At 55.6% G+C, this 23,698-nt stretch carries 19 protein-coding genes and 1 pseudogene; 6 read left to right on the plus strand and 14 right to left on the minus strand.

The window, feature by feature from the left end:
- Positions 1-82 precede the first annotated feature (82 nt).
- Positions 83-1,099, minus strand: a complete 1,017-nt coding sequence (gene phnD, locus JFU47_RS07905; RefSeq protein ID WP_201182350.1) for a phosphonate ABC transporter substrate-binding protein — start codon at positions 1,097-1,099, stop codon at positions 83-85.
- 43 nt (positions 1,100-1,142) lie between these two features.
- The gene (gene phnC, locus JFU47_RS07910; protein ID WP_201182352.1) at positions 1,143-1,976 is read right to left on the minus strand and encodes a phosphonate ABC transporter ATP-binding protein; all 834 of its coding nucleotides are present in this window, start codon (positions 1,974-1,976) and stop codon (positions 1,143-1,145) included.
- A gap of 552 nt (positions 1,977-2,528) precedes the next feature.
- Between phnC and JFU47_RS07915 the strand changes: the two are divergent.
- Positions 2,529-3,268, plus strand: a pseudogene (locus JFU47_RS07915) (FadR/GntR family transcriptional regulator).
- Positions 3,269-3,470: 202 nt separating this feature from the next.
- Here the strand turns inward: JFU47_RS07915 and JFU47_RS07920 are convergent.
- From JFU47_RS07920 to JFU47_RS07940, 5 genes are all read right to left on the minus strand, one after another.
- On the minus strand, positions 3,471-4,046 hold the full coding sequence (locus JFU47_RS07920) for a hypothetical protein (RefSeq protein WP_201182354.1): 576 nt from the start codon (positions 4,044-4,046) through the stop codon (positions 3,471-3,473).
- Between the two features lie 741 nt (positions 4,047-4,787).
- Entirely contained in the window at positions 4,788-5,291 is a 504-nt protein-coding gene (locus tag JFU47_RS07925; protein ID WP_201182356.1) for a hypothetical protein, read from the minus strand.
- A complete protein-coding gene (locus tag JFU47_RS07930) occupies positions 5,291-7,411 on the minus strand; it encodes a site-specific integrase (protein ID WP_201182358.1) in 2,121 nt (706 codons plus the stop codon). The genes JFU47_RS07925 and JFU47_RS07930 overlap by 1 nt, the downstream gene beginning before the upstream one ends.
- Positions 7,408-9,456, minus strand: a complete 2,049-nt coding sequence (locus JFU47_RS07935) for a hypothetical protein (RefSeq protein WP_201182361.1) — start codon at positions 9,454-9,456, stop codon at positions 7,408-7,410. Before JFU47_RS07935 ends, JFU47_RS07930 begins: the two co-directional genes overlap by 4 nt.
- The gene (locus JFU47_RS07940) at positions 9,453-10,553 is read right to left on the minus strand and encodes a hypothetical protein (RefSeq protein WP_201182363.1); all 1,101 of its coding nucleotides are present in this window, start codon (positions 10,551-10,553) and stop codon (positions 9,453-9,455) included. The genes JFU47_RS07935 and JFU47_RS07940 overlap by 4 nt, the downstream gene beginning before the upstream one ends.
- A 479-nt stretch (positions 10,554-11,032) precedes the next feature.
- On the opposite strand from JFU47_RS07940, the gene JFU47_RS07945 reads away from it, so the two are divergent.
- Together JFU47_RS07945 and JFU47_RS07950 are read left to right on the plus strand one after the other, a co-directional pair.
- The gene (locus JFU47_RS07945; protein WP_201182365.1) at positions 11,033-12,106 is read left to right on the plus strand and encodes a hypothetical protein; all 1,074 of its coding nucleotides are present in this window, start codon (positions 11,033-11,035) and stop codon (positions 12,104-12,106) included.
- 453 nt (positions 12,107-12,559) lie between these two features.
- Positions 12,560-13,711, plus strand: a complete 1,152-nt coding sequence (locus JFU47_RS07950; RefSeq protein ID WP_201182367.1) for a M14 family metallopeptidase — start codon at positions 12,560-12,562, stop codon at positions 13,709-13,711.
- Between the two features lie 39 nt (positions 13,712-13,750).
- Here the strand turns inward: JFU47_RS07950 and JFU47_RS07955 are convergent, their stop codons facing one another.
- Positions 13,751-14,197 carry a winged helix-turn-helix transcriptional regulator gene (locus JFU47_RS07955; protein WP_123366482.1) on the minus strand — a complete coding sequence of 149 codons (447 nt, stop codon included), beginning with the start codon at positions 14,195-14,197 and terminating at the stop codon, positions 13,751-13,753.
- Between the two features lie 96 nt (positions 14,198-14,293).
- Here JFU47_RS07955 and JFU47_RS07960 point away from each other — a divergent pair, with 96 nt between their 5' ends.
- Positions 14,294-15,502, plus strand: a complete 1,209-nt coding sequence (locus tag JFU47_RS07960; protein WP_201182369.1) for an MFS transporter — start codon at positions 14,294-14,296, stop codon at positions 15,500-15,502.
- 165 nt (positions 15,503-15,667) lie between these two features.
- On the opposite strand, the gene JFU47_RS07965 is transcribed toward JFU47_RS07960, so the two are convergent.
- From JFU47_RS07965 to JFU47_RS07985, 5 genes are all read right to left on the minus strand, one after another.
- A complete protein-coding gene (locus tag JFU47_RS07965) occupies positions 15,668-16,213 on the minus strand; it encodes a cytochrome b (RefSeq protein WP_056740290.1) in 546 nt (181 codons plus the stop codon).
- Positions 16,210-17,298, minus strand: a complete 1,089-nt coding sequence (locus JFU47_RS07970; RefSeq protein WP_140894696.1) for a catalase family peroxidase — start codon at positions 17,296-17,298, stop codon at positions 16,210-16,212. Before JFU47_RS07970 ends, JFU47_RS07965 begins: the two co-directional genes overlap by 4 nt.
- 122 nt (positions 17,299-17,420) lie before the next feature.
- A complete protein-coding gene (locus tag JFU47_RS07975; protein WP_201182371.1) occupies positions 17,421-18,185 on the minus strand; it encodes an enoyl-CoA hydratase-related protein in 765 nt (254 codons plus the stop codon).
- 53 nt (positions 18,186-18,238) lie between these two features.
- Positions 18,239-19,564: a hypothetical protein gene (locus JFU47_RS07980; RefSeq protein ID WP_140680146.1), complete on the minus strand. Its 1,326-nt coding sequence runs from the start codon at positions 19,562-19,564 to the stop codon at positions 18,239-18,241.
- Entirely contained in the window at positions 19,561-21,120 is a 1,560-nt protein-coding gene (locus JFU47_RS07985; protein ID WP_242485127.1) for an amino acid adenylation domain-containing protein, read from the minus strand. Before JFU47_RS07985 ends, JFU47_RS07980 begins: the two co-directional genes overlap by 4 nt.
- Positions 21,121-21,435: 315 nt before the next feature.
- On the opposite strand from JFU47_RS07985, the gene JFU47_RS07990 reads away from it, so the two are divergent.
- Together JFU47_RS07990 and JFU47_RS07995 are read left to right on the plus strand one after the other, a co-directional pair.
- Positions 21,436-21,942, plus strand: a complete 507-nt coding sequence (locus JFU47_RS07990; protein ID WP_076028005.1) for an RNA polymerase sigma factor — start codon at positions 21,436-21,438, stop codon at positions 21,940-21,942.
- Complete coding sequence (locus tag JFU47_RS07995; protein WP_201182375.1) at positions 21,939-22,691, plus strand: anti-sigma factor family protein; 753 nt, start codon at positions 21,939-21,941, stop codon at positions 22,689-22,691. Before JFU47_RS07990 ends, JFU47_RS07995 begins: the two co-directional genes overlap by 4 nt.
- Before the next feature lie 149 nt (positions 22,692-22,840).
- On the opposite strand, the gene JFU47_RS08000 is transcribed toward JFU47_RS07995, so the two are convergent.
- Positions 22,841-23,677: an IclR family transcriptional regulator gene (locus tag JFU47_RS08000; RefSeq protein WP_201182377.1), complete on the minus strand. Its 837-nt coding sequence runs from the start codon at positions 23,675-23,677 to the stop codon at positions 22,841-22,843.
- Positions 23,678-23,698 lie beyond the last annotated feature (21 nt).

Raw genomic sequence — 23,698 nt, forward strand, 5'->3', positions numbered from 1 at the left:
AGCGGTGTGTCAGTCGACATCGATGGTGCATGTGCCGCCATCTTCGCGAGCAGGCTCGCTCCCACAGTTGCCCCGCGGTGAATCAACCGGCGTTGGCCGCGCTCTTTTTGTCGCTGGTCTTTTCGAGCAAGGTCAGGCGCTCTTGCAGCTTGGCCAGCTCGGCATCGATCTCAGCCAGGCGCTTGGCCTTGTCCGCGGCCTCAAGCTTGGTGTCGGCACTGACGGTTGTGCGCTGCTTGAACAGTTCGAGCTGACGGATCGGCAGCAACTGGTCGTCGCTGGACTTCAGGAACTTGCCCAGCTGCATGCCCGCAAGTACCGCTTTCTCGGAGTCGGTATCCCCATAGCTGAAGATGAAATCGCGGATCTTGGTCTTCTCGCTGTCGCTCAGGGCCTTGCTCCACACCAACGGGTCGGCGGGGATCAACGGCGACTTCCAGATCACCTTGAGCAGTGCAGCCTTGTCCGGTTGGGTGACTTCCAGGCGATCCCAGCTTTCGGTGTTGAAGGTCGCGACATCCAGTTGCCCTTTGGCCACGCTCAAGGCGTTGACCTCATGGCTGGAGTTGAGCGTGCGTTTGAACGCGGTGGCGGCGTCGACATGGTTCTTCGCGAACACGTAGTAGCCCGGTACCAGATAGCCTGAGGTGGAGTTCGGGTCGCCGTTACCGAAGGTCAGGCTCTTGGCGTTTTTCAGCATGTCGTCGACGGAGTTGATCGGGCTGTCCTTGCGCACGATCAGCACGCTCCAGTACCCGGCGGCACCGTTGGCGGCGGCGGTTTGGGCGAAGATCTCGCCGTTGGACCGGTCCACCGCTTCCATCGCGGCCTTGTTGCCCAGCCAGGCGACGTCGACCTTGTTGAAGCGCATGCCCTGGATCAGGCCGGCATAGTCGGAGGCGAAAGTGGCGTTGATCTTCAGGCCGGTTTTCTTCTGCATATCGTCAAGAAATGGCTGCCAGATGCTCTTCAGATTCTGCGAAGACTCGGTGGACATGATGCCGAAGTTGATGGCTTTTTCTTCAGCCTGGGCGGTGCCCAGCACACAGCTGGCGAGCAAAGCGGCGCCAGCAAAAACGCGACCGATACGGTTCAACATTGAAAGGATTCCTGAGGGTGCGTAGTTAAGGAAGTGGAGGTATTCACACGCGAGCCAGCATCAACCGGGGCGCGGGTTCGGGGTGGCGGGTCTGGTCGGAAAACATCAGGCTGGTGTCGAGGTCGGCACCGTACAAATTGTTGAGGAACTGACTGCTCAGGTCGGCGGCGAGGCCGTCGAAATGAATCCGACCACCCTTGAGCGCGACAGCACGGGGGCAATAGCGTGTGGCGTAATCGACCTGATGCAGGGTCACCACAACGGTCTTGCCGTCGCGGCGATTAATGTCGGCGAGGATTTCCATGACCTTGCGCGCCGATTCCGGGTCCAGGGAGGCGATCGGTTCATCGGCCAGAATGACCTCGGCGCGTTGGGTCAGCGCCCGGGCAATCGCTACGCGCTGTTGTTGGCCGCCGGACAAGGTGGATGCGCGCTGCTCCGCCAGATCGACCAGGCCGACACGGTCCAGAGACTCGAGGGCAAACTGCTTTTCCTCGGCATTGAACAGACCCAAATTGCCACGCCAGCGTGGCATGCGTCCCAGGCAACCGAGCAGCACGTTATCGAGCACGCTCAGGCGGTTGACCAGATTGAACTGCTGGAAGATGTAGCCGATGTCGGCGCGCAAGCGACGAACCTTACCGTTCAGCCGCCCGGAAGCCTGCACTTCCCGCCCCAGCACCCTGACGCTGCCGCCGTTGTTGCGATCGCAACAGGCCAGCCCCGCGAGTTGCCGTAACAAAGTGGATTTGCCGGAGCCGGAAGCGCCAATCAGCGCGACCATCTCACCGGTCGCGATGGTGAGTTCGAGGTCGACCAGTGCGGTTTTACGCGCGAAGGTCTTGTTCAGATGATCGACATGGATAGCTGCGTTCATGGGCTTCTCTGTCAGGTTGAACAGCCGTCCCTGGCCGCATTGGAGTTCAACCAACTTTAGGCAGGGGCTGTGTCAGACCTATGACTTGCACATGACGCTGGAATAAACGTTTGGTTAAGGTTTGATGAAAGGTTGGCTGGGCAAACAACGCCGTTTCCATCGAAACTCCCAGATAGGTGACAGCGAGGGTGACGGCGCGTTGATCGGTGCGCAGTGGCCTCGAGTGACCTGACCGAACGTCACCCAGAGCCGGCCTTATAGGCAGTGCCCCTTTGCGAGGCATGCAGTCCATAAAAAGGCACAACCGCGAATCATAGACAAAATTGGTTCGCTGGCGATCGAACCAATTGCCTTTCATCGCCCTACCCCCAAGCCGCGAACCTTTGCTCATTGGCTCAACCATCGGCCACGCAGGTTTTTACAGGCCTGATTCGCATTGACCCAAGGCGAACCAATTTATTTTGGCATCGCTCTTGCTCTAACCCTCTTGTTCTGTATACCTGCCTGAAGGCGGGTCAATCGGCTTTTTTTGGTCTGGCGCGAGTGACCACAATGCAAAGGTTCGACCCTGACACAACCATCGATAACTCTTCGAAGCTGGCGCTGGATACCTTGCGGCAGATGGTGGCGCAGCGTGCGGAGTTTCCTCAGCGGGCGTTGCCGACCGAGCGGGATCTGGCAGCTGATTTCGGGCTCAGCCGACGGGCAATTCGCCGCGCCTTGTCGGTGCTTGAAGCCGAAGGCCAAATCTGGCGGCGGCAAGGCAAGGGTACGTTCGTCGGCCCGACGCCGCCCAGTGCGTCGTTGAGTTTTGCCCGCCTTTCCGGGCGGACCAATTTCAGCGAGGTCATGGAAAGCCCGGCTGCACCTGGAACCTGCCCTGGCGTCTCTGGCAGCGGTACGGGCCAATGGCGAGCAAATGGCGATTCTGCGTCGGTTGGCCGAGCGCACCACGCGCCAGCAAGGCGCCGAGCAAATAGACCCTGAAGGCCTTGAGTTGTGGGACAGCGCCTTGCACCGGGGGTATCGCGGAGGCAGCGGGCAACCGCTTGATGCTGGACCTCGTTGAAATGCTCGACGCTATTCGCCTGGACCCGATGTGGCGCGACTTGCGCCAGCGAGCGCGCAATGCCGATCGTCTCGACACCCACAGCCACGATCACGACGACATTGTCAGTGCCATCGAAAACCGTGACCCGATCAAGGCCGCCACCGCCATGCGCGGACATTTGCGGGCACTGCAACAAGCGCTGGATCACGTCATCAATCAAGACCTGGAGGCAAGCTTATGACCGCCATAGCCAAAGAGACGGGGTGGTCCATCACCAGTTGTGGTGGGCGGTCTGTCCTGGGGATTACTGGTAGCGGGAGCGTCCTCACCAGCTGTTGGCCGTCAGATTGATCGCCATGGCGGACGCTCGGTCCTAGCCGCCAGTTCACTGCTGCTGGCTTTCCATGCACGTCTATCGTCGGATTTGGCGAGGGTCTCGCGTACTAGCCATGCATGACACCGCCTACTTCTTCGTGTGCAGCTGAAATCACGCGGCTTGGATCGGTGGAAAGGAGGTCCTGTGGGCGCTTGCCTCCAAGCCATCCGTTAGGAGAGATAAACCAGAATGAAACTCCCCAACCATCTTTCATGGGACAGAGAACAGATAACACATCTCTAAGGCCGGGAATCGGACTGGCGCCGCCTTGCGATGGGAACGCGTAAACTGGAAAAGACCTGCAGCCATCGTGATCGATCGAGAAAATTCGGTGGTCCGCTTCCCACTCCTTGAGTGCGGGACTCAGGAGCTCAACGTGGATACCCAGATGGTTAGCCAAGTCCTGAACCAGAAGGAAGTCGCCGCACGTTAGAATATGAGCTCTGGCGAGGGCAACCATTTCCCGTTCTCTTTCTTCGATAGTCCGACGCTTCTCATCTGCTCGTGTAAGCGCCGCCTCTGAAGGTGAACACCAGGCTAGCTCATGGTCCTGTACTGGTTTACCCGATCGAGCAGAGCTTTCGGCACGACTGAACGCCTCGCTCGCGACACCGTTGACATCTTTATCGGAATCCTTCGTCATGAATTCTCCTCCTAGTTACTTTTCAATTCTCCTGCTGCATGGCGCGCACTGCTGGTAAGCGGTAACTTAAAGTAAGGTTCTTCAAGGATCACTGGAAAGAGACTCTTGACCCCCCTTCAAATAATTTCACTGTCTCGGTATCCGTAAAAATTACTTAAGAAAATGGCCAGTAGCAGCATCGACGGCAACACGTCACTGTTGGCTTAGGTGCAGCTCTACTCCCTACCCCTTAAACAGCTTGGCTATGCCATTATCTAGCGCGTCCGACGCTTCGGCATCAAATTCCACATCCGTTATCATGCCGCGCCGTTTAAGATTCGTTGCTTGCTTGGCTAAGGGGGGGGCTCGAACCGCCCGCAAGTCGCCCTATTGGCTCGTGCTCTGCTCCGAATTACGATGCTGCATCAAGAAATCTGTGTGCTCCTTTCTTTGATCTGCGTGCGTTTATATGCTGAGCCTCGACCACGAATTGAGCTTTCAAAAACCACTTGCACGTTTTGACGTTTCGCCTTCCTTTTATGATTGATCTCTTATGTACACCGCGGGTCGCGGTAGATGCATCGTCTTACTGGACTTGCCCCTACAAAACCGGACACCAACTCCCTGTTAAATTGATGCTGCCGACAGCTCCTTCATCAAACCGTTAGCAGATGCATAACTCTTTCGCCGCGAATTGAAGATCAGACAGAAGTTGAGGCCAGTCTCCCCACATGATGCGCGACAATGGCCGCTCTCAAGTCGCTACGTCCTTTTTGTGATGGGTATGACTTTGGATGCATCTGCCATCCGCAACTGTTCAAGGAGCGCGGCGTATTGCTCTCTGAGTTTCACGACCCGGTCGAGTTTCTCCTCCAGTTCAGCTTGTGCACTTTGGAGGTCGAGTTCCGTTTTGACGTGAGCGTTCTCAAGATCGTGGTATTTGGTCTCCCATGCCTTGATGCGCTCCGAATAGGAGAGACGTACCCGCATGCGCCCGACAGTTTCCTTCTTCTTGAGGGAGTCGAGCCACATATCCACACAGGTGTTCAGTTCTGCTTGCTTGGTAGTGAAGAACGTAGTCTTTCCGATTCCAGCCCGTCGTGCGACTTCGTTTTTACTCACTGCTCCGCCGTTATGAGGGTAAATTCCGCCGTTCTCATTCATCTCGGCAGCTATGGTGTCCATGGCAGCAAGTACCCTGTGCTCGACCGCCGCCGTCCGCTCTTTGCCGCGAGCTAGCGCGGCATCCTGGAACTTGTTGACCATTATGACTTCGCTGCCTCCCGAAGAGTGATCAACTCGGGGTTGGTACTCCAAATAGCGCATATGTCGTCAAACCGCTCCAGCTCCTCCTCTAACTGCTCGACTACATTCGCGACCAAAAGCAGCCGGTTCTCTTCCAATGCCAGCTGACCTTGTTTGATCAAGACTGGAACTATCGCCGCTACGTCTCGCCTTGCGGTTTTATCCTCGATGCGGTTTTCACAGCTTGAACCGCACTTGCACGGACTCGCCTCTCTCGAGGGCTTGGTACAGAGCACACCGGGCTTGACCACACGGAAATATTGCCCCTTATTGGTTAGGAGCACAGCCAGATCGTACGCGGAATCGACGTCCCATAGACGCCCTTGGCGGTGAAGAATTTCTTCCTGAATTTTTATTGACTCGACCATATGCGGGGCAGCTCCACCACCATGGCCACCAAAAACGGGCGCCCCCACTTTGTGCAATGAAATGTGAATATCTTCGATAACCTCTTGGCAACGCATGATGCGCAACTCCTGCGTAATCTGCTCTATCTCCAGTTGCAAAGCCTTGTCTGTCAGGATGTAGTGCAGCGTCATAGCAATGTCACTATGACCAAAAAGTTGCATCAGCACGCGCGGACTATCGACAATGGCCAAGGCCGCCAGACGAGCAACTGTTTTGCGAAATCGGTGCGAGTGTAGATTTACACCACCGGGCTTGGGGCTCATACCGAGGCGCTTTGCTAGTTTCCTTAATGCATGGTTGACATCTAATAGTTGCTTTTCTGGGTTTGCATTAGGACCGGTGCCAAGCGCAGCCCAAAGGTGATCGCCCTCAGTCTGCAGCACTTCGAACTCATCATCACCGTATCTTTGCCACGCAACCCGCTCGCAGGCTCTAACTAGTTGAACTTGCTGATCCAGCACTTCTACAAGAATTCTAGGGACCGGCCATTCACGGCCTTCTCCCGCCAGTTTTTTGCTTAATTTGTACGTCTTGCCGGTCACATTTGTATCACCGCTACGACTCGGCACCACGCAATCACGTTGCAAGGTTAGGACTTCCTGGACACGTCCAGCCATAGCGAGCAGTGCAATCCAAAGGTGCGAAGCCTGTAAGGTAACCATCAAGGCTTGGACGTGCTGCCATGTCCGCGGCGGCCATTCATGCTCGTCATCAATATTACCTCTTGAAGCAAGATGCGCCCCCAGACTGCTTCCAATTTCAAAACGAAATGGCGGTTGAATAATTAGTTCCCCCTCCCGGTCTCTAAAAATATTCTGCTCTAAATAATGCTTAAGACGAGTTGGAAAGGTACGACTATTGAGATGTGAGCTATTTAACTTTGGAAGGGCTTCCGCTAGCGAAATCAAATTCGGTCCGAGATCCCGTACCACCCATAAAATTCGCGCCCCCATCTTCGCCATATAATCATCAGAAATCGGTAAAAATGGATTGGTTCTATTCTCCTTGGGTCGCGGTACTGCACTGCCTTTCGGGTTAGTAGTCTTCCCTACGTCGGCAACGACTGGAGCATCATTCCAGAGGCCTCGACTTGCAAACATAGCCATCCTCTTTAGGACCGCCCGGCAATTTCTATCTAAACTTATATCATTTAAATCTTCTAGGCTCAGGCAGCTGACAAGCCCTAGTTCATGAGAGTGTTTTCTTTCTAATTTTCGCTGCACCCCTTTAGCAAGAATCGGAGGCAAACTTGTATGGAGCTCTCTCACTATTGATGTAGGATCGAGAGAACAATCACTTTTACACTTACGAAAACTTGACGGACCAATGCGCAAAAGAAGGGCATAGCGAGTCATCTCCAACACCCCCTCATCAATTAGATTTTCCATATCCGCCGTACGCGTAAGTTGCGGTGGCAAATAGCGCACAAGTCGCGCTCTGAACGACAATATCGCATTACTACGAATTAAATGTCTGCCAATAAGGTTTTCTGGCGTTTGCCATACTCCAAATTCGTCGCCATGCCCAAGTAGTGCCTGGCACCGATTTGCGCTATTGCGGTCCAAATATTGCAACTGCTCTTCGGCAAATAACTTTCTCGCTTCTTCGCACCTGCGATTGTCAGACTCTGCTGTGGTTTCGCTAGACAACGCGTGGACGTCAATAGAATTCATATGACCTCAACCAACTTAATAAAAGAACCCATACCGGGAGCGCGGTGCGTGCCAGAAGAGATAGCTTGAGCCCATTTTTCTATGGCGACGCGAACGTTATTTACCGGGAAGATCTTAAGTGCATTTAGTCCATTTGTAAGTTCTTGCGGAAAGTCTGATGTGAGCCAAGCTTCCACAGATATAGCCTTCTGGATAGCCTTCAACTCCTCGACCCGCATTGCTACTCCATCAACGGACTCAGGTAACATTACGCCCTCGCTACATAAAAGACACCGTTGTTGCCCGCATCGCTTGCTACCATCGGAATCGGGCTGTATAGCACTTGGGGGGTTGTGTGGGCTCTTGCACCCAAAGCTCAAACGGCTGCGTTCCAAAGCTCGGTAGTCATGGAGACGTTTTTCCATCTCGGGTGTCACCGAACCGAATTGCTGTCGGTGTGCAAGAATCGTAATATCCAGTCGCCCCTGTCCTAGCTCGCTAAACAAATCTTCGACAAATGTTCTAATTTTGTGATCCCGTTCGGTATTGAGAATATTATTATCAACGTAACGCTGTGTTGTTTTTAGCTGAGCATGGTGAAGTAATCGCATCAGTACCAGGATATTACTGCCGCTCTGACGCCATATATACATGGCGAATATGTCGCGAAAGTCAGATGCTTTTACTGAACTGATTAGAAACTCACCTCGTGCCTCTCTTTCTTCGTTGATCTTACAAGTGAGATAATCGAGATAGGATACATCTTCACCGTTTAGATAATGGCGCTCAATCGTTGACTCCACCCAACCGATATAACCCGTTTTACCCACGAAGAGCCAAACACTGCGCGTCCCACGATCAAGGCGCTGAATTACTTTGTGTTGTTTGACCAGTTCGTCGTATGGTGCTCCGCTTTCGAGCATTGCTCCGTACCGATCTTGCTCAAATAGAAGCATGTCCTTTAATTGTTTTCGAAGCGGAACCACCCGTTTAAGCCAGTCGCGAATAATCGGACCTGGACCCCATGTAGTTTTCCAGAGACCTCCCACGTACTGTTCTCTTCCAAACGCCCGAGCCTTTGTCCCGACCAAAATATAGCGACTCTCGTCTTGAGGGTGATTACGCAGGAACGACTCTTCGAACTTGACATCAAGCATTGCTAGTACCGCCGGATTCCAGCCGGTGTTCGCTAGGCACATGTGGAAAGCGGTATGGGCATCCCACATACTTGGGAATACGGTTTCACGTAAGGTGGATATACTTAACCCTTTAGATTTTTTAAATCGATTCCAGCCATGTTTGCCAATAAGCTGCTCAGTCGTCGGTAGTGCCACGTTGTATTTGCGCTGCATTTTGTTGAAGTAACGCCAATGCTTAAAAAAATTGTTTTCCTCCTCTGTAATAGGAACAGTGTTTGCATCTTGTAACCGATCCATTAACGACCATCGGCGTCTCACTGCCTGCCAAGCCTGTTTTAATGCTATACGCAATACAGCGGTCTCAATCTCAGGCGGTAAGTGACGATTTGCCTTGGGATCAACTGGTGAGTCCCAATACAATTTTGGTGCTCCAAGCTCCTTCAAAGAAGCATCAGCAATAGCCGTGAAAAAATTAAACGTAGTACGATACATTCCGTTCTGACACGCATAATCTCTATACACTCGTGTTAGCTGACGGACATCTTCAAGGCGAACATCCGTCTCTCCTGCTTGCTCGGCAGCCTTTTCTACGCGATCAAACAAACGCCACCACATACGAAGCGCGGAAATGCGGTATCTAACAGTATCCGACGAAATTCCTAATAAATTCGCCTTAAGTGCAGGCAGTAGTTGGCAGATGAGCCATGGTCTGCCAGAATAACCACCATTCCATTTACCGCTGTAAAAAATCTCTTCCTGATTGCCGTCTGCAAAAATAGTTAAATCAACAAAAGTATCTTGACTTGGATGCTTAACCCAGAACTGTAGTGGGCTCTGAGGCTCCGGCGGAGATGCAAACTCCAATGATTTAGCGCACTCACCCACATTTTTTTGTAGATGATCTTTGTTATGACGGCGGATGCTCATGATTTCATATCATCGTCAGTATCCCGCAATACCTCGACCCATCGCTCTTGCAGATTGAGGTTGACTCCAAGCTGATCGAAGACCCACTGTAAATAGATCTTTGTAGTCTCACGCGAGACATGTCTCAGTTGCGGCTGTATTTCGAGCTCTATTATCGAAAGAGCAGTGCTTTGAAACGACTGGATGACCAATGCATCTATATTAGACTTGAGCGCTGTTTCCAGTAGCTTTCGCTGATCTTCCAACCGCCGCCAGAGTAGGGTGCATGCCCAATAGTGGCGAGCCATATGTGGCGACCAGCATTTCGGACGCTCGACACTGCGCCAAGATTCGTAGATGTCGTGGCCGGTGTATCGTTTGCCAGTCAGCGGATCTAGGAAAAGGTGGACCGTTTCATCTTGGATTCGCCGCTGCTCAGAAACGGTGTGCCCCTCTCTGACAGCTACATCTAGTGCTTGTGGACGTTGTTTTTCACGGTAGTCATGCAGCTTCTCCGCCAATGAAAGCGGAATCCGAATCGTACCTGAAGGCCCAATTTTGTCGCCATGATTCCGCCCGTATTCCTTTCCTTTTGTGCCGAATTTTATCTCCAGCAATACGGCCTGTTTCTCGTAAGCGGAATAAGGATTTAAGATATTCCACTTATCGGGATCCAAAGGTAGAGTGTCAAGCCGCCAGCAAGCCGCCTCCTCGCGCCTGATGGCCGTTTCCATAATCAGCTCTGCGATCAGTGCCTCTGTAGGTCCCCTAACTGATTTATTGATAAGCCGTGCGTGCCATATGGCAATGTCTTTATCCAATGGAAAATTGCTTAATCGCTTGCTTACACGTAATTTTCCTTTTCTCGCATCGACCGCTTTCGGCTCTGAACCATGTGAATTTCTGGGGTTACTAGGTACGTAGGTGCGTATGACTTTTGGAACCACAAATAGGGTTCGCAACCCCTTGTCGGCTGCCCACGTCAAATACTCGGCTGCGATCTCGACGCGAACGTTGATGGTTGCCTCAGCCAATGGCCTGTTGTCCCGAGACCATGCGCCACTGACCATGTTCGCCTGGTATTTACCAATCAGGTCCTGACTGTATTCAAGCGTCATCGGCTCGCACCCTCTGACGTCACACCACTCTAGAAAATTGCAGAGCCGCTCCGCATAGTTTTGCATGCTCTTTGCGGATGGCGGGATAGGGAGTTGCTCAGTACCACGACCAATTGGATCCCACAGCCCTAGACCACGATCTATTAGGAACCGGCTACCAAGTCGGTGATAACCCGGGCGCGAGTCGAAAATCGCGGGGATGTTTGAGACCTTCTCATACCCAGCATTGCTGAGAAACTGGGGTGACGGGTAAACCGTCGCGAAAGAGTATTTTCCTTGATCATCTGACTGCATGGTTGGTCACCACTTAGTTGCATTCTATTTGACCATTCCAACTGCTTCATCGAGAACCGACAGATATAGTGGGTAACACACCTACATGTCTCCGCCGCAGATCATGTTAGACAAAATATCCACGCAAAGCTGCTACAATCTCATCGTAAATTATTACTGTACTTTCGTAAAAGGAGGTAACGTAAATGCTTGATTCTGATGAACTCTTAGAACTGCATACTCAATTTCGCGCTGAAATGCAGAATGTTGACATAGCAAAAAAAATAGCTCCGAAGCGTGACTTGGTAGAATTTGTGAGGGTAAGATTTTGGTACGAAGGAGTACGCAAACGTAGCAAACTAAATACTGCCTATGCGCTCGAACAGCATTTTGAGCCGGAGTCGTTCAGACGGCGCGCTGCCAATGACAAGCCGAGTTATCCATGCAAATGGAAAAAGTACGAAATCGGATTACGTACTCCCCAACCCCGACTACTAGAGAGGGTTAATTCACTATTACCGGGCTCTTTGCAAGAGTTGCGTCATCCTTTATGGGACGTGTTGAAACTTAAGCCAAACCGTAGCACTCTCAGCGAAATTTTCCTTCAGCGCCTGAATCCAGAGGTTCTCGTAGTACTATTTAAACACGCCGACGATATGGAAGTTCCTTTTGAACGAGCTAAGGTCACAAGTGCCATAATTACCAAATTGAAAAAAATTGCCAATCTGGATGCGTTAGCTGCTCTAGTTTGGCTTTTGTACGAAGCGCTATATAATCAGAACCAAAAGCGTGGCGAGGATTTGACACGAAGTATCTATGATATCCTGCTCATGCGAAGTATCTGGTGGGAAGAGAGGAAATTGGCCGCTCCCTTGCTGACGCTTTTTACACAACGCATCTTGTCGAAAGGCACTCCACCACACTTGGTCTTTGAAATGAGCGCACAAGAGATCGTCGACGCATCGGCCGCATTAAATCTCATGGTCCATATTAACCAAGGAAGCATACGCATTGGTTTAAGTTGGCACCAACGCGTAAGTATTATGCTTAAACTACTCAACGGTCGTCGGGCCCTCCCCGGCCTTGCGCCCTTTGACGTTAAGTTCGCTTTCGCCCCTATATATGTGCCCGATCCTAATGATGTTACGACTCCAAAAGTTCTATTGGATGATCTTCAATCGCAGGAAAAACGAAGGCAGCTAGCATGGGATAATATCCTACCTGACAAGACTACGTTGTGCCCGACAGTCGAGATGGAGCCGCCGCACCAGACGTCGTAAGTAAATTTTGTGTTTAGATGAGCCTGAAAGCCCACTCACATCCAATTTTAGAGACGCGTTCTTTCAATCTGTGCCCCACGCTGACAGTCAGAATCAGTCAAGCTGGTCCCACCCATGCACGCTTGCTTGGCGTTCTATCCAGCAACCTCAATTGACAAATTTCAACCGTATCTCGCTACAACCAATTCAAATCTCAAGGCCCCTCAAGGCCCCTCAAGGAGTTGCACCGCTCAATCGAGCAGCTCAATCGGAACGCTCTCTGCGTAACATCACATCCGGAACGTTGAGAGCAGGGCTCAAGCCAAGTCATATAGTCTAATTTTGATCCCACCTATGCCTTCGACCACCTGAAAAAATGGACCTTCAACATTCGTATAGCGATTTTTTTCCGTCCGCCTAATCCCTTCCCAGCGTGTAAAGTAACAGCCATAAAATCATATTCAGGAATCGACTATGACCGTGGCTAAATCCTCTTTCGACATCAGTGCCAACTTCGACAGTGGCAACATTGAAGTGCTGGACATCAGCAATCCTTTACAAGCCCTGCTGGCCATCAAGCCAGACACCCGCAGCCAGCACTTTCAGTGGTTCCACTTCAAGGCCAGCGGTCTGCACGTCGGTCAGGAACACTGGTTTCGTCTGAACAATGCCAGCAAGTCCTCCTACAACAAAGCCTGGGATGGTTATCAGGCGGTGGCGTCCTACGACCACGTCAACTGGTTCCGGGTGCCGACCATTTTCGAAGGTGACTGCCTGCGCTTCAGCCTTGAAGCCACCGCCACCCACGCCTGGTTTGCTTACTTCGAACCCTACAGCCGTGGCCGTCACGACTGGCTGATCGAGCAAGCGCTGACCAAGGCTGGCACCGAACTGCTGGCCACCGGCAAAAGCGTCGAAGGTCGAGACATCCAGCTGCTGCGTAAAGGCACGGGCGCCGAAGGTCAACGCAAGGTCTGGATCATCGCCCAGCAACATCCCGGTGAACACATGGCCGAATGGTTCATGGAAGGCGTGATCGAACGTCTCGAAAAACACGACGATCCGGTATTGAACAAACTGCTGACCAGCGCCGATCTGTATTTGGTGCCGAACATGAACCCGGACGGCGCTTTCCACGGTCACCTGCGCACCAACGCCATGGGCCAGGACCTGAACCGCGCCTGGCAGAGCGCCAGCCAGGAAATCAGCCCGGAAGTGTTGTTCGTTCAGCAGCAGATGGAAAAGTACGGCGTGGACCTGTTCCTCGACATCCATGGCGATGAAGAAATCCCCTACGTGTTCACCGCCGGCTGCGAAGGCAACCCGGGTTACACGCCACGGATCGAAAAACTCGAAGAGCACTTCCGCAGTCATCTGAAGCACCTGACCAAGGACTTCCAGACCAAGCACGGCTACACCCGCGACGAGCCCGGCAAGGCCAACATGACCTTGGCGTGCAACAGCGTTGGCGAGAAATTCGACTGCCTGTCGCTGACCCTCGAAATGCCCTTCAAGGACAACAACGATGCGCCGAATGCGCTGACCGGCTGGTCCGGCAAACGCTCGAAGCAATTGGGTAAGGATGTGCTGACGACCGTGGCTGACATGGTCGATACCTTGCGCTGATCACGCTCGATGGCTGCATGCCCGGCATGCAGCCATGCCTCACTCGGCAGCGATCCGCACGCAATCCTCAGGTCCCAGCAAGCGCCCATCCTCGGCACGTAATTCCAGCGTCTGCACCGGTCGGCCGTTCTCTCGGTCAACCACCCGCGAGTGCGCCTCCCCTGCCTCATAGAAAAACGCCTCGCCCCATTGGCGCAATCCGATGATCAACGGGAACAGGCCTTTGCCCTTTTCGGTCAGCACATATTCCTGATACGCACTGCCGTCCGACGCCGGCACCAGGTCGAAAATACCGTGGGCCACCAAGGTGCGCAGCCGCGCAGACAAAATATTCTTGGCCATGCCCAAATTGCGCTGAAACTCCCCGAATCGGCGTATGCCGTCAAATGCATCGCGCACGATCAGCAACGACCACCAATCACCAATGGCATCCAGGGAACGGGCAACCGGGCATTCGGCGTTTTCCATGCTTGTACGTTTAGCCATGAGTGCGCTCACATCCATCAAATGTAGTTGCAATATAAAACCAGCTTCCTTACGGTACAACCGGTTTCACTTTGAAACCACATAAGGAAGCCCGTCATGAAACCTGAACATCCATTGAGCGGCGCCGTGGTGCTGCTGTTTGCAATCGCCTGCGGCTTGGCCGTCGGCAATGTTTACTACGCACAACCGCTGCTCGATGCCATGGCCGAGGCCTTCGCCATGGACCCCGCAACCATCGGCATCGTCGTCACGCTGACGCAAATCGGTTACGGCGCAGGCCTGGTGTTGCTGGTGCCGCTGGGTGACCTGCTCAATCGCCGGCGCCTGATCGTTACGCAAACTGTGCTGTCGGCGCTGGCCTTGCTCACGATCGCACTGGCGCCTGACAACATCTGGCTGCTGATCGGCATGACATTGACCGGGTTGTTAGCTGTCGTGACCCAAGTGTTGGTGGCCTACGCCGCAACATTGGCCATCCCGGAACAGCGAGGGCGTGTGGTCGGTGTGGTCGGTGTGGTCACCAGCGGCATCGTCGTCGGTATTCTGCTCGCCCGGACAGTGGCCGGCGGCATGGCTGACCTCGCCGGTTGGCGTTCGATTTATCTGTTGTCAGCGGGTTTGACGCTGGTGATGGCATTGCTGCTGTTTCGTGTGTTGCCCAAACATGAAGATGCGCAACCCACCAGTTCCTACGGCGCCTTACTGGGCTCGGTATTCACGCTGTTCAAGGAAGAACCGGTGCTGCGCCAGCGGGCGGTGCTCGCGCTACTGACCTTCGCCAGCGCCATGCTGTTGTGGACGCCCATGGTGCTGCCGCTGAGCGCCCCGCCGCTATCGTTGTCCCACACACAAATCGGATTATTCGGACTGGCAGGTGCTGCCGGCGCACTGGCCGCCGCTCGCGCCGGGCATCTGGCTGATCGTGGCCTGGGCCAATGGACCAGCGGTTTGTCACTCTTGTTGATGCTGGTTTCCTGGCTGCCGATCGCCTTCACCCAGTCCTCATTGTGGGCATTGCTGCTTGGCGTGATTACCCTGGATCTGGGGTTGCAGGCCGTGCACGTCACCAGCCAGAGCATGATCTACAGCGTGCGCCCCGAAGCCCAAAGCCGACTCACCGCCGGCTACATGCTGTTCTATTCAATTGGCAGCGCCTTGGGGTCAATCGGTTCGACGGCGATGTACGCGTGGGCCGGGTGGCTCGGCGTATGCCTGCTGGGCGCAGGCATCAATGCTGTGGCGTTGATCTATTGGTGGCGAACGCTGGCCACGAAGGTCCAACCATTGGAAGCCGCGTTGCACTGACTTTGTAGCAGCTGCCGAGCCTGCGAGGCTGCGTTCGGCTGCGGAGCAGTCGTCAATTCTGCCACCTAGGTATACCTGAAACACCGCGGTTGCTTGTTTGACGACTGCTCCGCAGCCGAACGCAGCCTCGCAGGCTCGACAGCTGCTACAAGTGAACGTAAGGGATCAGCCGCGATCCTTGCCCCGCAACATGCTGTCCAGCACGTCATCGCGGCGCACCCAGCCGTGAAACAGCGCCGCCGCCAAATGCAGCAGTACCGTCAGGAACAGCAAGTACGCCAGATACCCGTGAGCCTTGCGCAGGAACGCAAACACCTGCGCATTCGCCGGTACGATCGACGGCAACTGCAACGAACTGCTGAGCATCACCGGATCCCCCGCCGCCGAAATCATCGCCCAACCCAGCAGCGGCAGGATCAGCATCAAGGCGTACAGCAAAACATGCGAAGCCTTGGCCGCCAGTGCTTGCCAACCCGGCAGATCCGCCGGCAGCGGTGGCTGTTGAGTGGAAAAACGCACGGCCAGGCGCACGATCACCAGCAGGAGAATCGCCACGCCCAAAGGTTTGTGCAGATGAATCAGCCACTCATGACGCTCGGATACCGAAGCGGCCATGCCCGCGCCGATAAACAGCATGGCAATGATCATCAGCGCCATCAGCCAGTGCAGCAGTCGCGCTAAAGGCGCGAAGTGGTTCGGTTGAGCGCTCATTGACGAGACTCCTGTTTATTAGCAGAGGGCAACTGGCTGACTTCGCTGGTACGACGCAAGTAGGAAGTGGCGTACCCCGCTGAACGAGCGGCGAGCAATGGGTCGTCGGAACCTTCTATGCCGGCGGGCAGTACCAGCGGGTCGTAGTTGATGTCCCGGCATTCGCCATTGAGTTGCGGCTGGGTGCTTTCGAGTACGAGGGTGCCGGCGTTCAACACTTTGCGACCCTCGGGCCAGGCCTTGCTGGCGTCGTTGACCGGATCGCCAGGGTTGGCCAGCGTGATGTTCAACTGCCAACGCAGCGGTCCTGCAGAAAGGCGCTGAACCAGGTCTTTCTCCAGGAATTCACCCCCTTCAGGCGCCGTAGCACCCGCTGCATCCTGAGCGACGGGCACCATGCTCCAGCGCACCGCCTGCCGTTGTCCCGCAGCGTTCACCAGGTAAAACGCATTGACGCTGTTGTAGGTTTCCGTCACATAACTGGCCGACGGCTTGGCAGTTTTGATCCAGGCCAGGAACGGCGCTGCTTCCGGATGCGAACCGAAGAACGCTGGCACCGCAGCCGGGTTCGGCTTGCCGGTGGCCGGGTCCGGCGACTGGGCCTGCTGCAATTGGTAGAACGCTTCGGGCGTACCCACCGGGAACACCGGCATGCTGTTCATCCCGGTGCGCCACTGCTGACCGTTGGCCTGGGTGAATCGCAATGCCAGGCTGCGGATCGGCACGCTGTTGTCTGGCGCATAAGGATTACCGGCCGGCAATGCGAAACGCCCGACCACCGGGGTCCGCGCGACATTGAACACCTGAGCGCTGGAATAGCTGCGCGCCTCACCGCTGCTCTCGAAATGCCCGATCACGCACACACCTTTTGAGTGGTTACGCCGGAAACCCGGGTGCACGCCGTTGTTGGCTTCCAGCACATTGATCAGCTTTTTCGGCGTCAGGCGCTGTGGGTCAAAGGTGCCGTTGACGTAGGCAAAAGCCCCGGCCACTGCGGCAACCACCACAGCGATACCGGCCAGACGTAACGTCAGGCTCGCGGCACTCAAGGGTGGCCGGGTGGGCGGTGATGAGCGATCTACCATGAAAGACTCCAGGGCCATCGGCCACAGGGGGAAGGAGCTATGAGACGAACGTCGCGTAGGATTATTCCCTCTGAACTGTAGTTTCTTTCAAAGCACCGCGAGCGACGAATGCCCGAATCCCGTCACACTGGGTTAAAACACGCCTCACGTTTATCCAAAAAAGCCTGCATGCCTTCTTTTTGCCCGGGAGTGGAAAACAACCCATGAAACATCCTTCGCTCATACAGCAGGCCTTCGCGCAACCCAAGCTCCAACGCGCGATCAACTGCTTCGCGCGCAGCCACGGTGGCGGTTTTGGCGAAACCGGCGATGGTTTGCGCCGCAGCCAGGGATTGTTCCAGCAGATCGGGTGCTGCAATAACTCTTGACACCAGCCCGGCCCGCTCAGCTTCCAGGGCTGACATCGAGCGCCCCGTCAATATCATGTCCATGGCTTTCGATTTACCGATCAGACGCGTGAGACGCTGGGTGCCGCCCATCCCGGGCATCACACCCAACTTGATTTCCGGTTGGCCAAATCGGGCGGTATCGGCAGCAAAGATCAAGTCGCACATCATGGCTAACTCACAGCCGCCGCCAAAGGCATAACCGGCGACAGCGGCCAGCTTGGGCGTCCGTAAAGCTGCAAAGTCTTCCCACTCGGCAAAGAAGTCCTCGTGGACCATGTCCAGATATGACTTTTCGCTCATTTCCTTGATATCGGCGCCAGCAGCGAAAAAATCCGCCGTTCCGGTAATGACGAAACACCCCACCCCCGGATCCCGGTCCAACCGTTGCAGGGTGTCCAGCAGTTCGCGCATGACCTCGCAACTCAGGGCATTGCGGGCTTGCGGGCGATTGAGACGAATCAATACGACTCGACCATGACGTTCGATCAGTGTGTACATGTTGACCTCATTGAATAATTTGAATGCTTGAATGACGAGCGCTCACTCACACCTCAGGAGTCCCAGATCGCGCCATAGGCCGCAATGCCCCGCCCTTCCATTTCCTCGACCACCCGCTGAGTCAGTGCCTGGTTGGAAATGCAGATCACGGCCTCTGCACCGAACGTTTGAACTGCGTCATAGGCCAATTGCACCAGGTCGGGTTTGCCGAGCAGATCGGTGTCCCAGATCAAGGCATCGGGCTCGGCCCGCAGGATTTCCTCCACCAGTTCGTTACCGTAGGTTTTTCGTGGACTGCGGGTCGACCAGATCAGATGTATCGGTACCTGTCTGGCCAGCAGATGGGGCAGCACCGGGCCGATACCGCTGCCGGTGGCGATATACACCACCGATTTGAACAGGGTTTCAATGTGCGCAACGCCGGCGGTGGTGATGCCTTTGACCCAGACGTGAGTCGGCATGTGCTCGATAAACTCACCGGTCCAGTCTCCGGCACGGGAAATAATCAGGCGAAAACCGGCCTCTCCCGGCGTGGGAATGTTGGCAAACGAGTGCCATTCCAACAGCGGATTGAGACTGATGGCATTGGACGAGCCTGCAAACGGCGTGACATGCCCGAACCGGGCAATCACCGCATGGGATGAAGTCCTGACCAATTGCACCGGCACTTTGCGCAAACGCAGCCATGGCAGGGCAATGCTGAACGTCAAGCCCATCAACATCCAGAATGGCACGGACGCTACCAGTACTTCCTGCAACGGCGTTTGCGGGTTCTGATCCTGGGCAAACAATAGGGTCGATACCCAGAATAACGCGAGCGCTATCCAGCCACCGAAGCGGTGTGTTCGTTCGAATCCATTGTGAAAGCGTGAGCGAATCCGCGGATGAGCCATGGTCGCCACCAGCAACAACACCCCCAGCAGCCCGCCGTTCACCCACAGAAGCGCGAGTGAAACCCCGCCCTTATCCTCCATCCAATGCCAACTCAATGAGCCGAGTAACGCCACGAACCAACCAATGGCCGCCACGGCTGCGCCACTGTGCAGACCGCCGAAGTGATAAACCTTGGCCAGTGAGCGACGAATCGCCAGCGGCCAACAGGTGGGAGCCAGGGTCGCTAACCAGAACAGCAGATTGATGATGTATTGCTGGCGAATCAAAATGGCCATCGACAGATTCGCCAACACCAGCCCCGCTAACGTTTCCAGGGCAACACCGGAGGTTGTCCACCATTGCCCGGCATTCAGCCCATGCGCCAGCGCTGCACCATTGAGTACCAGCACCAACGCCACAAGACGGTTGTAATGGGAAAAAACTGGCAGCGTTCCAAGGCGTCGCCACAGCGCATGCTTGGCGGGTAAACCGCTAGTGGCGCTCATGCGATCACCTTCGGTCCGGTGTTGGCGCCAAGGCTGGCCTGGTGCGCCAACGCCAGTTCCAGCAGCAGCCGCTTGTCGACTTTCCCCCGTGAAGTCAGTGGAATAAGGTCCAGGGCGATCATCAACGAAGGTACGCAATAGTAGGCAAGCCGCTCCTCGCAGCGACGTCTCGCATCATCGATGTTCGTGGTCGCGGGACTGACAAAGGCCACCAGATGGCGATTGTCGAGTTTTAGCGTAACCGCCCGCTCGCAGGAGTCGCACGACTCCAGTACCGCTGAAACACTATCGAGCTCAACGCGAAAACCCCGCACCTTGACCTGATCGTCGACGCGCCCCAAGTGTTCGAGATCGCCTTCCGCCGTCCAGCGCCCCAAGTCGCGAGTGCGAAACATCATCCGACCCTTACCGAGAAATGGATCGAGGCGATACCGTTCGGCGGTCAGCGCGGCATTGCCCAGATAACCTGCCGTCACACAATCCCCGCCGGCCCACATCTCCCCTTGTTCGCCCACCGCACAAGGTCGACCGGCTTCATTGAGTACGTACACGGTGTTGTTGGGCGTGGGTTTGCCGATGGTCAGGGCCTCTCCGCCCCTGTAGCACTGCATGGTGTTGACAATGGTGGTCTCGGTCGGGCCGCAGGCATTGAAAAAAGTGCAGAACGACGACCAGCGATCGGCCAGGGGTTGCGGACACGGCTCCCCTGCAACGGCCACGACCTTAACCTGCTGGCAGCGCGCTGGATCGAGGGTGCCGAGAATCGACGGCGTGGCAATTAGCACATCGCATTGCTCGGCGGTCTGATCAATGTCCTTGTCACGGATCATCAACGTCGCGCCATGGGCCAGGCAGCCCAGAATCTCCCAAGCGGCCATATCGAAGGCGATGTTCAGAATCTGCCCGACCTTCATCCCAGGCCTCATACCGAGGTTGCCAGGCTCCGTCAGCAAAATATTGCAGACATTGCGGTGGGTAACCCGAACCCCGTTGGGCAACCCGGTGGTACCGGAAGTGAATAAAACGAAGCAAAGTTGATCCGGGGTCGATGACAGCGAACCGGCCACGTTCAAATCGTCTGATAGTGTTGACGGCAACCTCATGAACTCATCGAGGCAAATGCAGTGCTGCGCCGGTATCAGGGGAAGCCGTGATTCGAGGCGCGACAGCGTCAGCACCACCCGTGTAGCGGCAACCTCCATGATGTGGCGCAGTTGTGGGGGCGGTGTAATCCCCACGTGCTGAGGGATGTAGGCTGCGCCCGTTTTCAACGCTGCCAACATGCCCACCAGCATGGGGATCGAGCGTTCTACAAATAAAGCAACGTGATCGCCTGGTTTGACGCCTTGGCTGATTAACAGCGTAGCCAGTCGATTGGCCTGCCTGTTCAACTCGTTGTAGGTGATGGTTTCACCCATCCAATGGGCCGCAACGACTTGAGGGTTGGTCGCGGCTTGCACTTCAATTGCGTGATGAATCAAGGAAAACGTCGGCGTAACCGTCGGCCCATGACCGAATTGCTGCCAACGGTCCTGATCAACAGGGGACGCAGGCATCGAGGAATAGGTCAATGCCGGTTTCAGGGTAATTGCGTGCTCTTGCATATCAAAAATCTCATCGGGCTCAATGTGAAAGCTCAAGTCCGGACGGTTCTGCCGAGCCTGTTGATAGGCTGGGCCGAATGCCGTTTGCGCTTGCTATGAGGGTTGAGCCACGATGCTTGATTCCATTACATGGATTACAACCAACAGGGAAATGACCTACAGAAATTGACCGTGGGATTTTCTTTTCCGGCAGAGGGAATAATCTGCAGTAGCCGGCGTCTTCCTTGTCACTGCCGCCCTTCACTGACAGAGAACACGTCCTTTTCCATGAACGATATCGACGAACAGCTGAGAGAAATCATTCCCAGATTGCGCCGGTTTGCCGTGTCGTTGACGCGCAATCCCAGCAGCGCCGACGACCTGGTGCAGTCTTGCCTTGAGCGCGCGCTGTCGAGTTGGGGCGACAAACGCCCCGAGGGCGACTTGCGCGCCTGGTTGTTTTCGATTCTGTATCGACAGTTTCTGGATGCTCACCGGCGCTCCCGGCGTTACGCGCGGATGCTCGAATTCTTTACCGGGCGTGACGACTCACAGCCGTCGGTGGAACGCACCGTGATCGCCCAATCAACCCTGAAAGCCTTCGATCAACTCACCACCGAACAACGCGCCCTGCTGCTCTGGGTCTCGGTCGAAGGCTTGAGTTATAAAGAGGTCGCCGAGATTCTCGACGTCCCCACCGGCACCGTGATGTCCCGCCTGTCCCGTGCCCGCCAAGCCTTGCGCCAGTTGAGCGACGGCGAAATCACCCGCCCTTCTCTGCGGAGACTCAAATGATCAGCCTGCCCCCAAGCGAGCGTGACCTGCACGCCTATGTCGACCAGCAACTCAGCGATGCCGACCGTCGTCTGGTGGACACTTTCCTGGCCAGCAATGCAGAAGTGGCTGCCAAAGTGCGTGCCTGGCAGCAGGACGCCCAGCAATTGCGCGCGGCATTGAGCGGCGCCCTGCAGCAACCGGCCAACTCGGACCTCGACCCGGCGCTGATTCGCCAACGCCTCAAACGACAATCTCGCCGTCACCTGGCCAGCGCCGCCGTGTTGCTGATAGCGGTCAGTGTCGGCGGATTCAGCGGTTGGCAAGCCCGGGAGATGACGCTCATCAGTGCCACGCCGCCGATGACCGATGCCCTGCAGGCCTATCGCTTGATTGCCCAGCAAGGCATCCTGCCGGCCGACTACAAAGTCAGCGATGACGGCGACATGCAGGGTTGGCTCGACCGTTATTTCACTCAGGCCAATCGCTTGCCTGACCTCTCGGGCGCCGGTTTCAAACCGGTCAGCGGGCGCTTGCTGAGCACCGAACAAGGGCCGGCGGCGATGGTGGTCTACGAGGATCAAAGCGGCCATAAGGTCAGCTTCTACGTACGTCCACCGGGTCCGAAAAACTACCTGTTGCCCAGGGGCAGTCGCAGCGATGGTGAGTTGCAGGCCGAGTACTGGTCGGGGGGCGGGTATAACTACGCGATGGTCAGCCCGACGGATACGCCAGCGGCGCAGATACTCAAGCAAACCGAGCAGTTCTGACCAAACCGCCCCCCCTGTGGGAGCGAGCCGGCTCCGGGCGGCGTTCCGACGAAGTGGCCGGTACGTCCAACATTGATGTCGACTGGCCCACCGCTTTCGCGAGCAGGCTCGCTCCCACAGGGGGCTCGGCAAACATTTGTGGATTGTGTTCAGCCCTGCCCGAAGACTTGCGAAGGCCTACGCAGCAACGGGTCGAACGGATTGATCCGCGGCCCGATCAGCGCCGCTTCGCGCTTGAGCATGTCCACCACCGTCGGCAAGCGATCCGGCCCCAGCCGATCACTCACGGTCGCCACACTCAACGCCGCCACTGCCCGCCCTTCACGATCCAGAATCGGCACCGCCACCCCGGCCATGCCCTGCAACACGCCCGTGTTGCGTCCGGCATAACCCAGCTTGCGCACGCTCTCGACTTCCGAGCGCAGGAACACCTCGTCGTACAGGTGGAAATCCTTGAGCCTCGGCAAGTTGTAGTGAATCACCGTGTCGCGCTCTTCTTCCGGCAAAAACGCCAGAATCGCCAGGCTGCCCTGCCCCACGCCCAGCGCCACCCGCCCGCCGATGTCACCGGTAAACGTGCGGATCGGAAACGGCCCTTCACTGCGATCCAGGCAGATCGCATCAAAACCACTGCGCGCCAGCAAGAACAATGAATCCCCCAACGACGCCGACAGCCGCAGCAGCGCCGGACGCACCAGTTCGCGCAGGTTTCCGGTGTTCCCGGCGCGGGCCGCCAGGGCGAAAAACTCCAGGCTCAGGCGATAGCGTTTGCTGCGCGCATCCTGCTCGACCATGCCCTCATCCATCAGGCTGCGCAGCAATCGGTGGGTGGTCGGTTGCGACAACCCGATGCGCTGGGCCAGTTGCGTCACCCGCTCCCCGCCCTCGACGGTGTCACCCAGGCTGCGCAGCACGGCAAACAGTCTGGAGACCGCGCCAACACCGACATCACTTTTGTTTTCATTCCGCTCAATGGAATCTGTCATCGGTTTTCTCGAGAAATAATT

Origin of the sequence: Pseudomonas sp. TH39(2020), assembly GCF_016650715.1 — a bacterium.
Classification (GTDB): Bacteria; Pseudomonadota; Gammaproteobacteria; order Pseudomonadales; family Pseudomonadaceae; genus Aquipseudomonas; species Aquipseudomonas mandelii_C.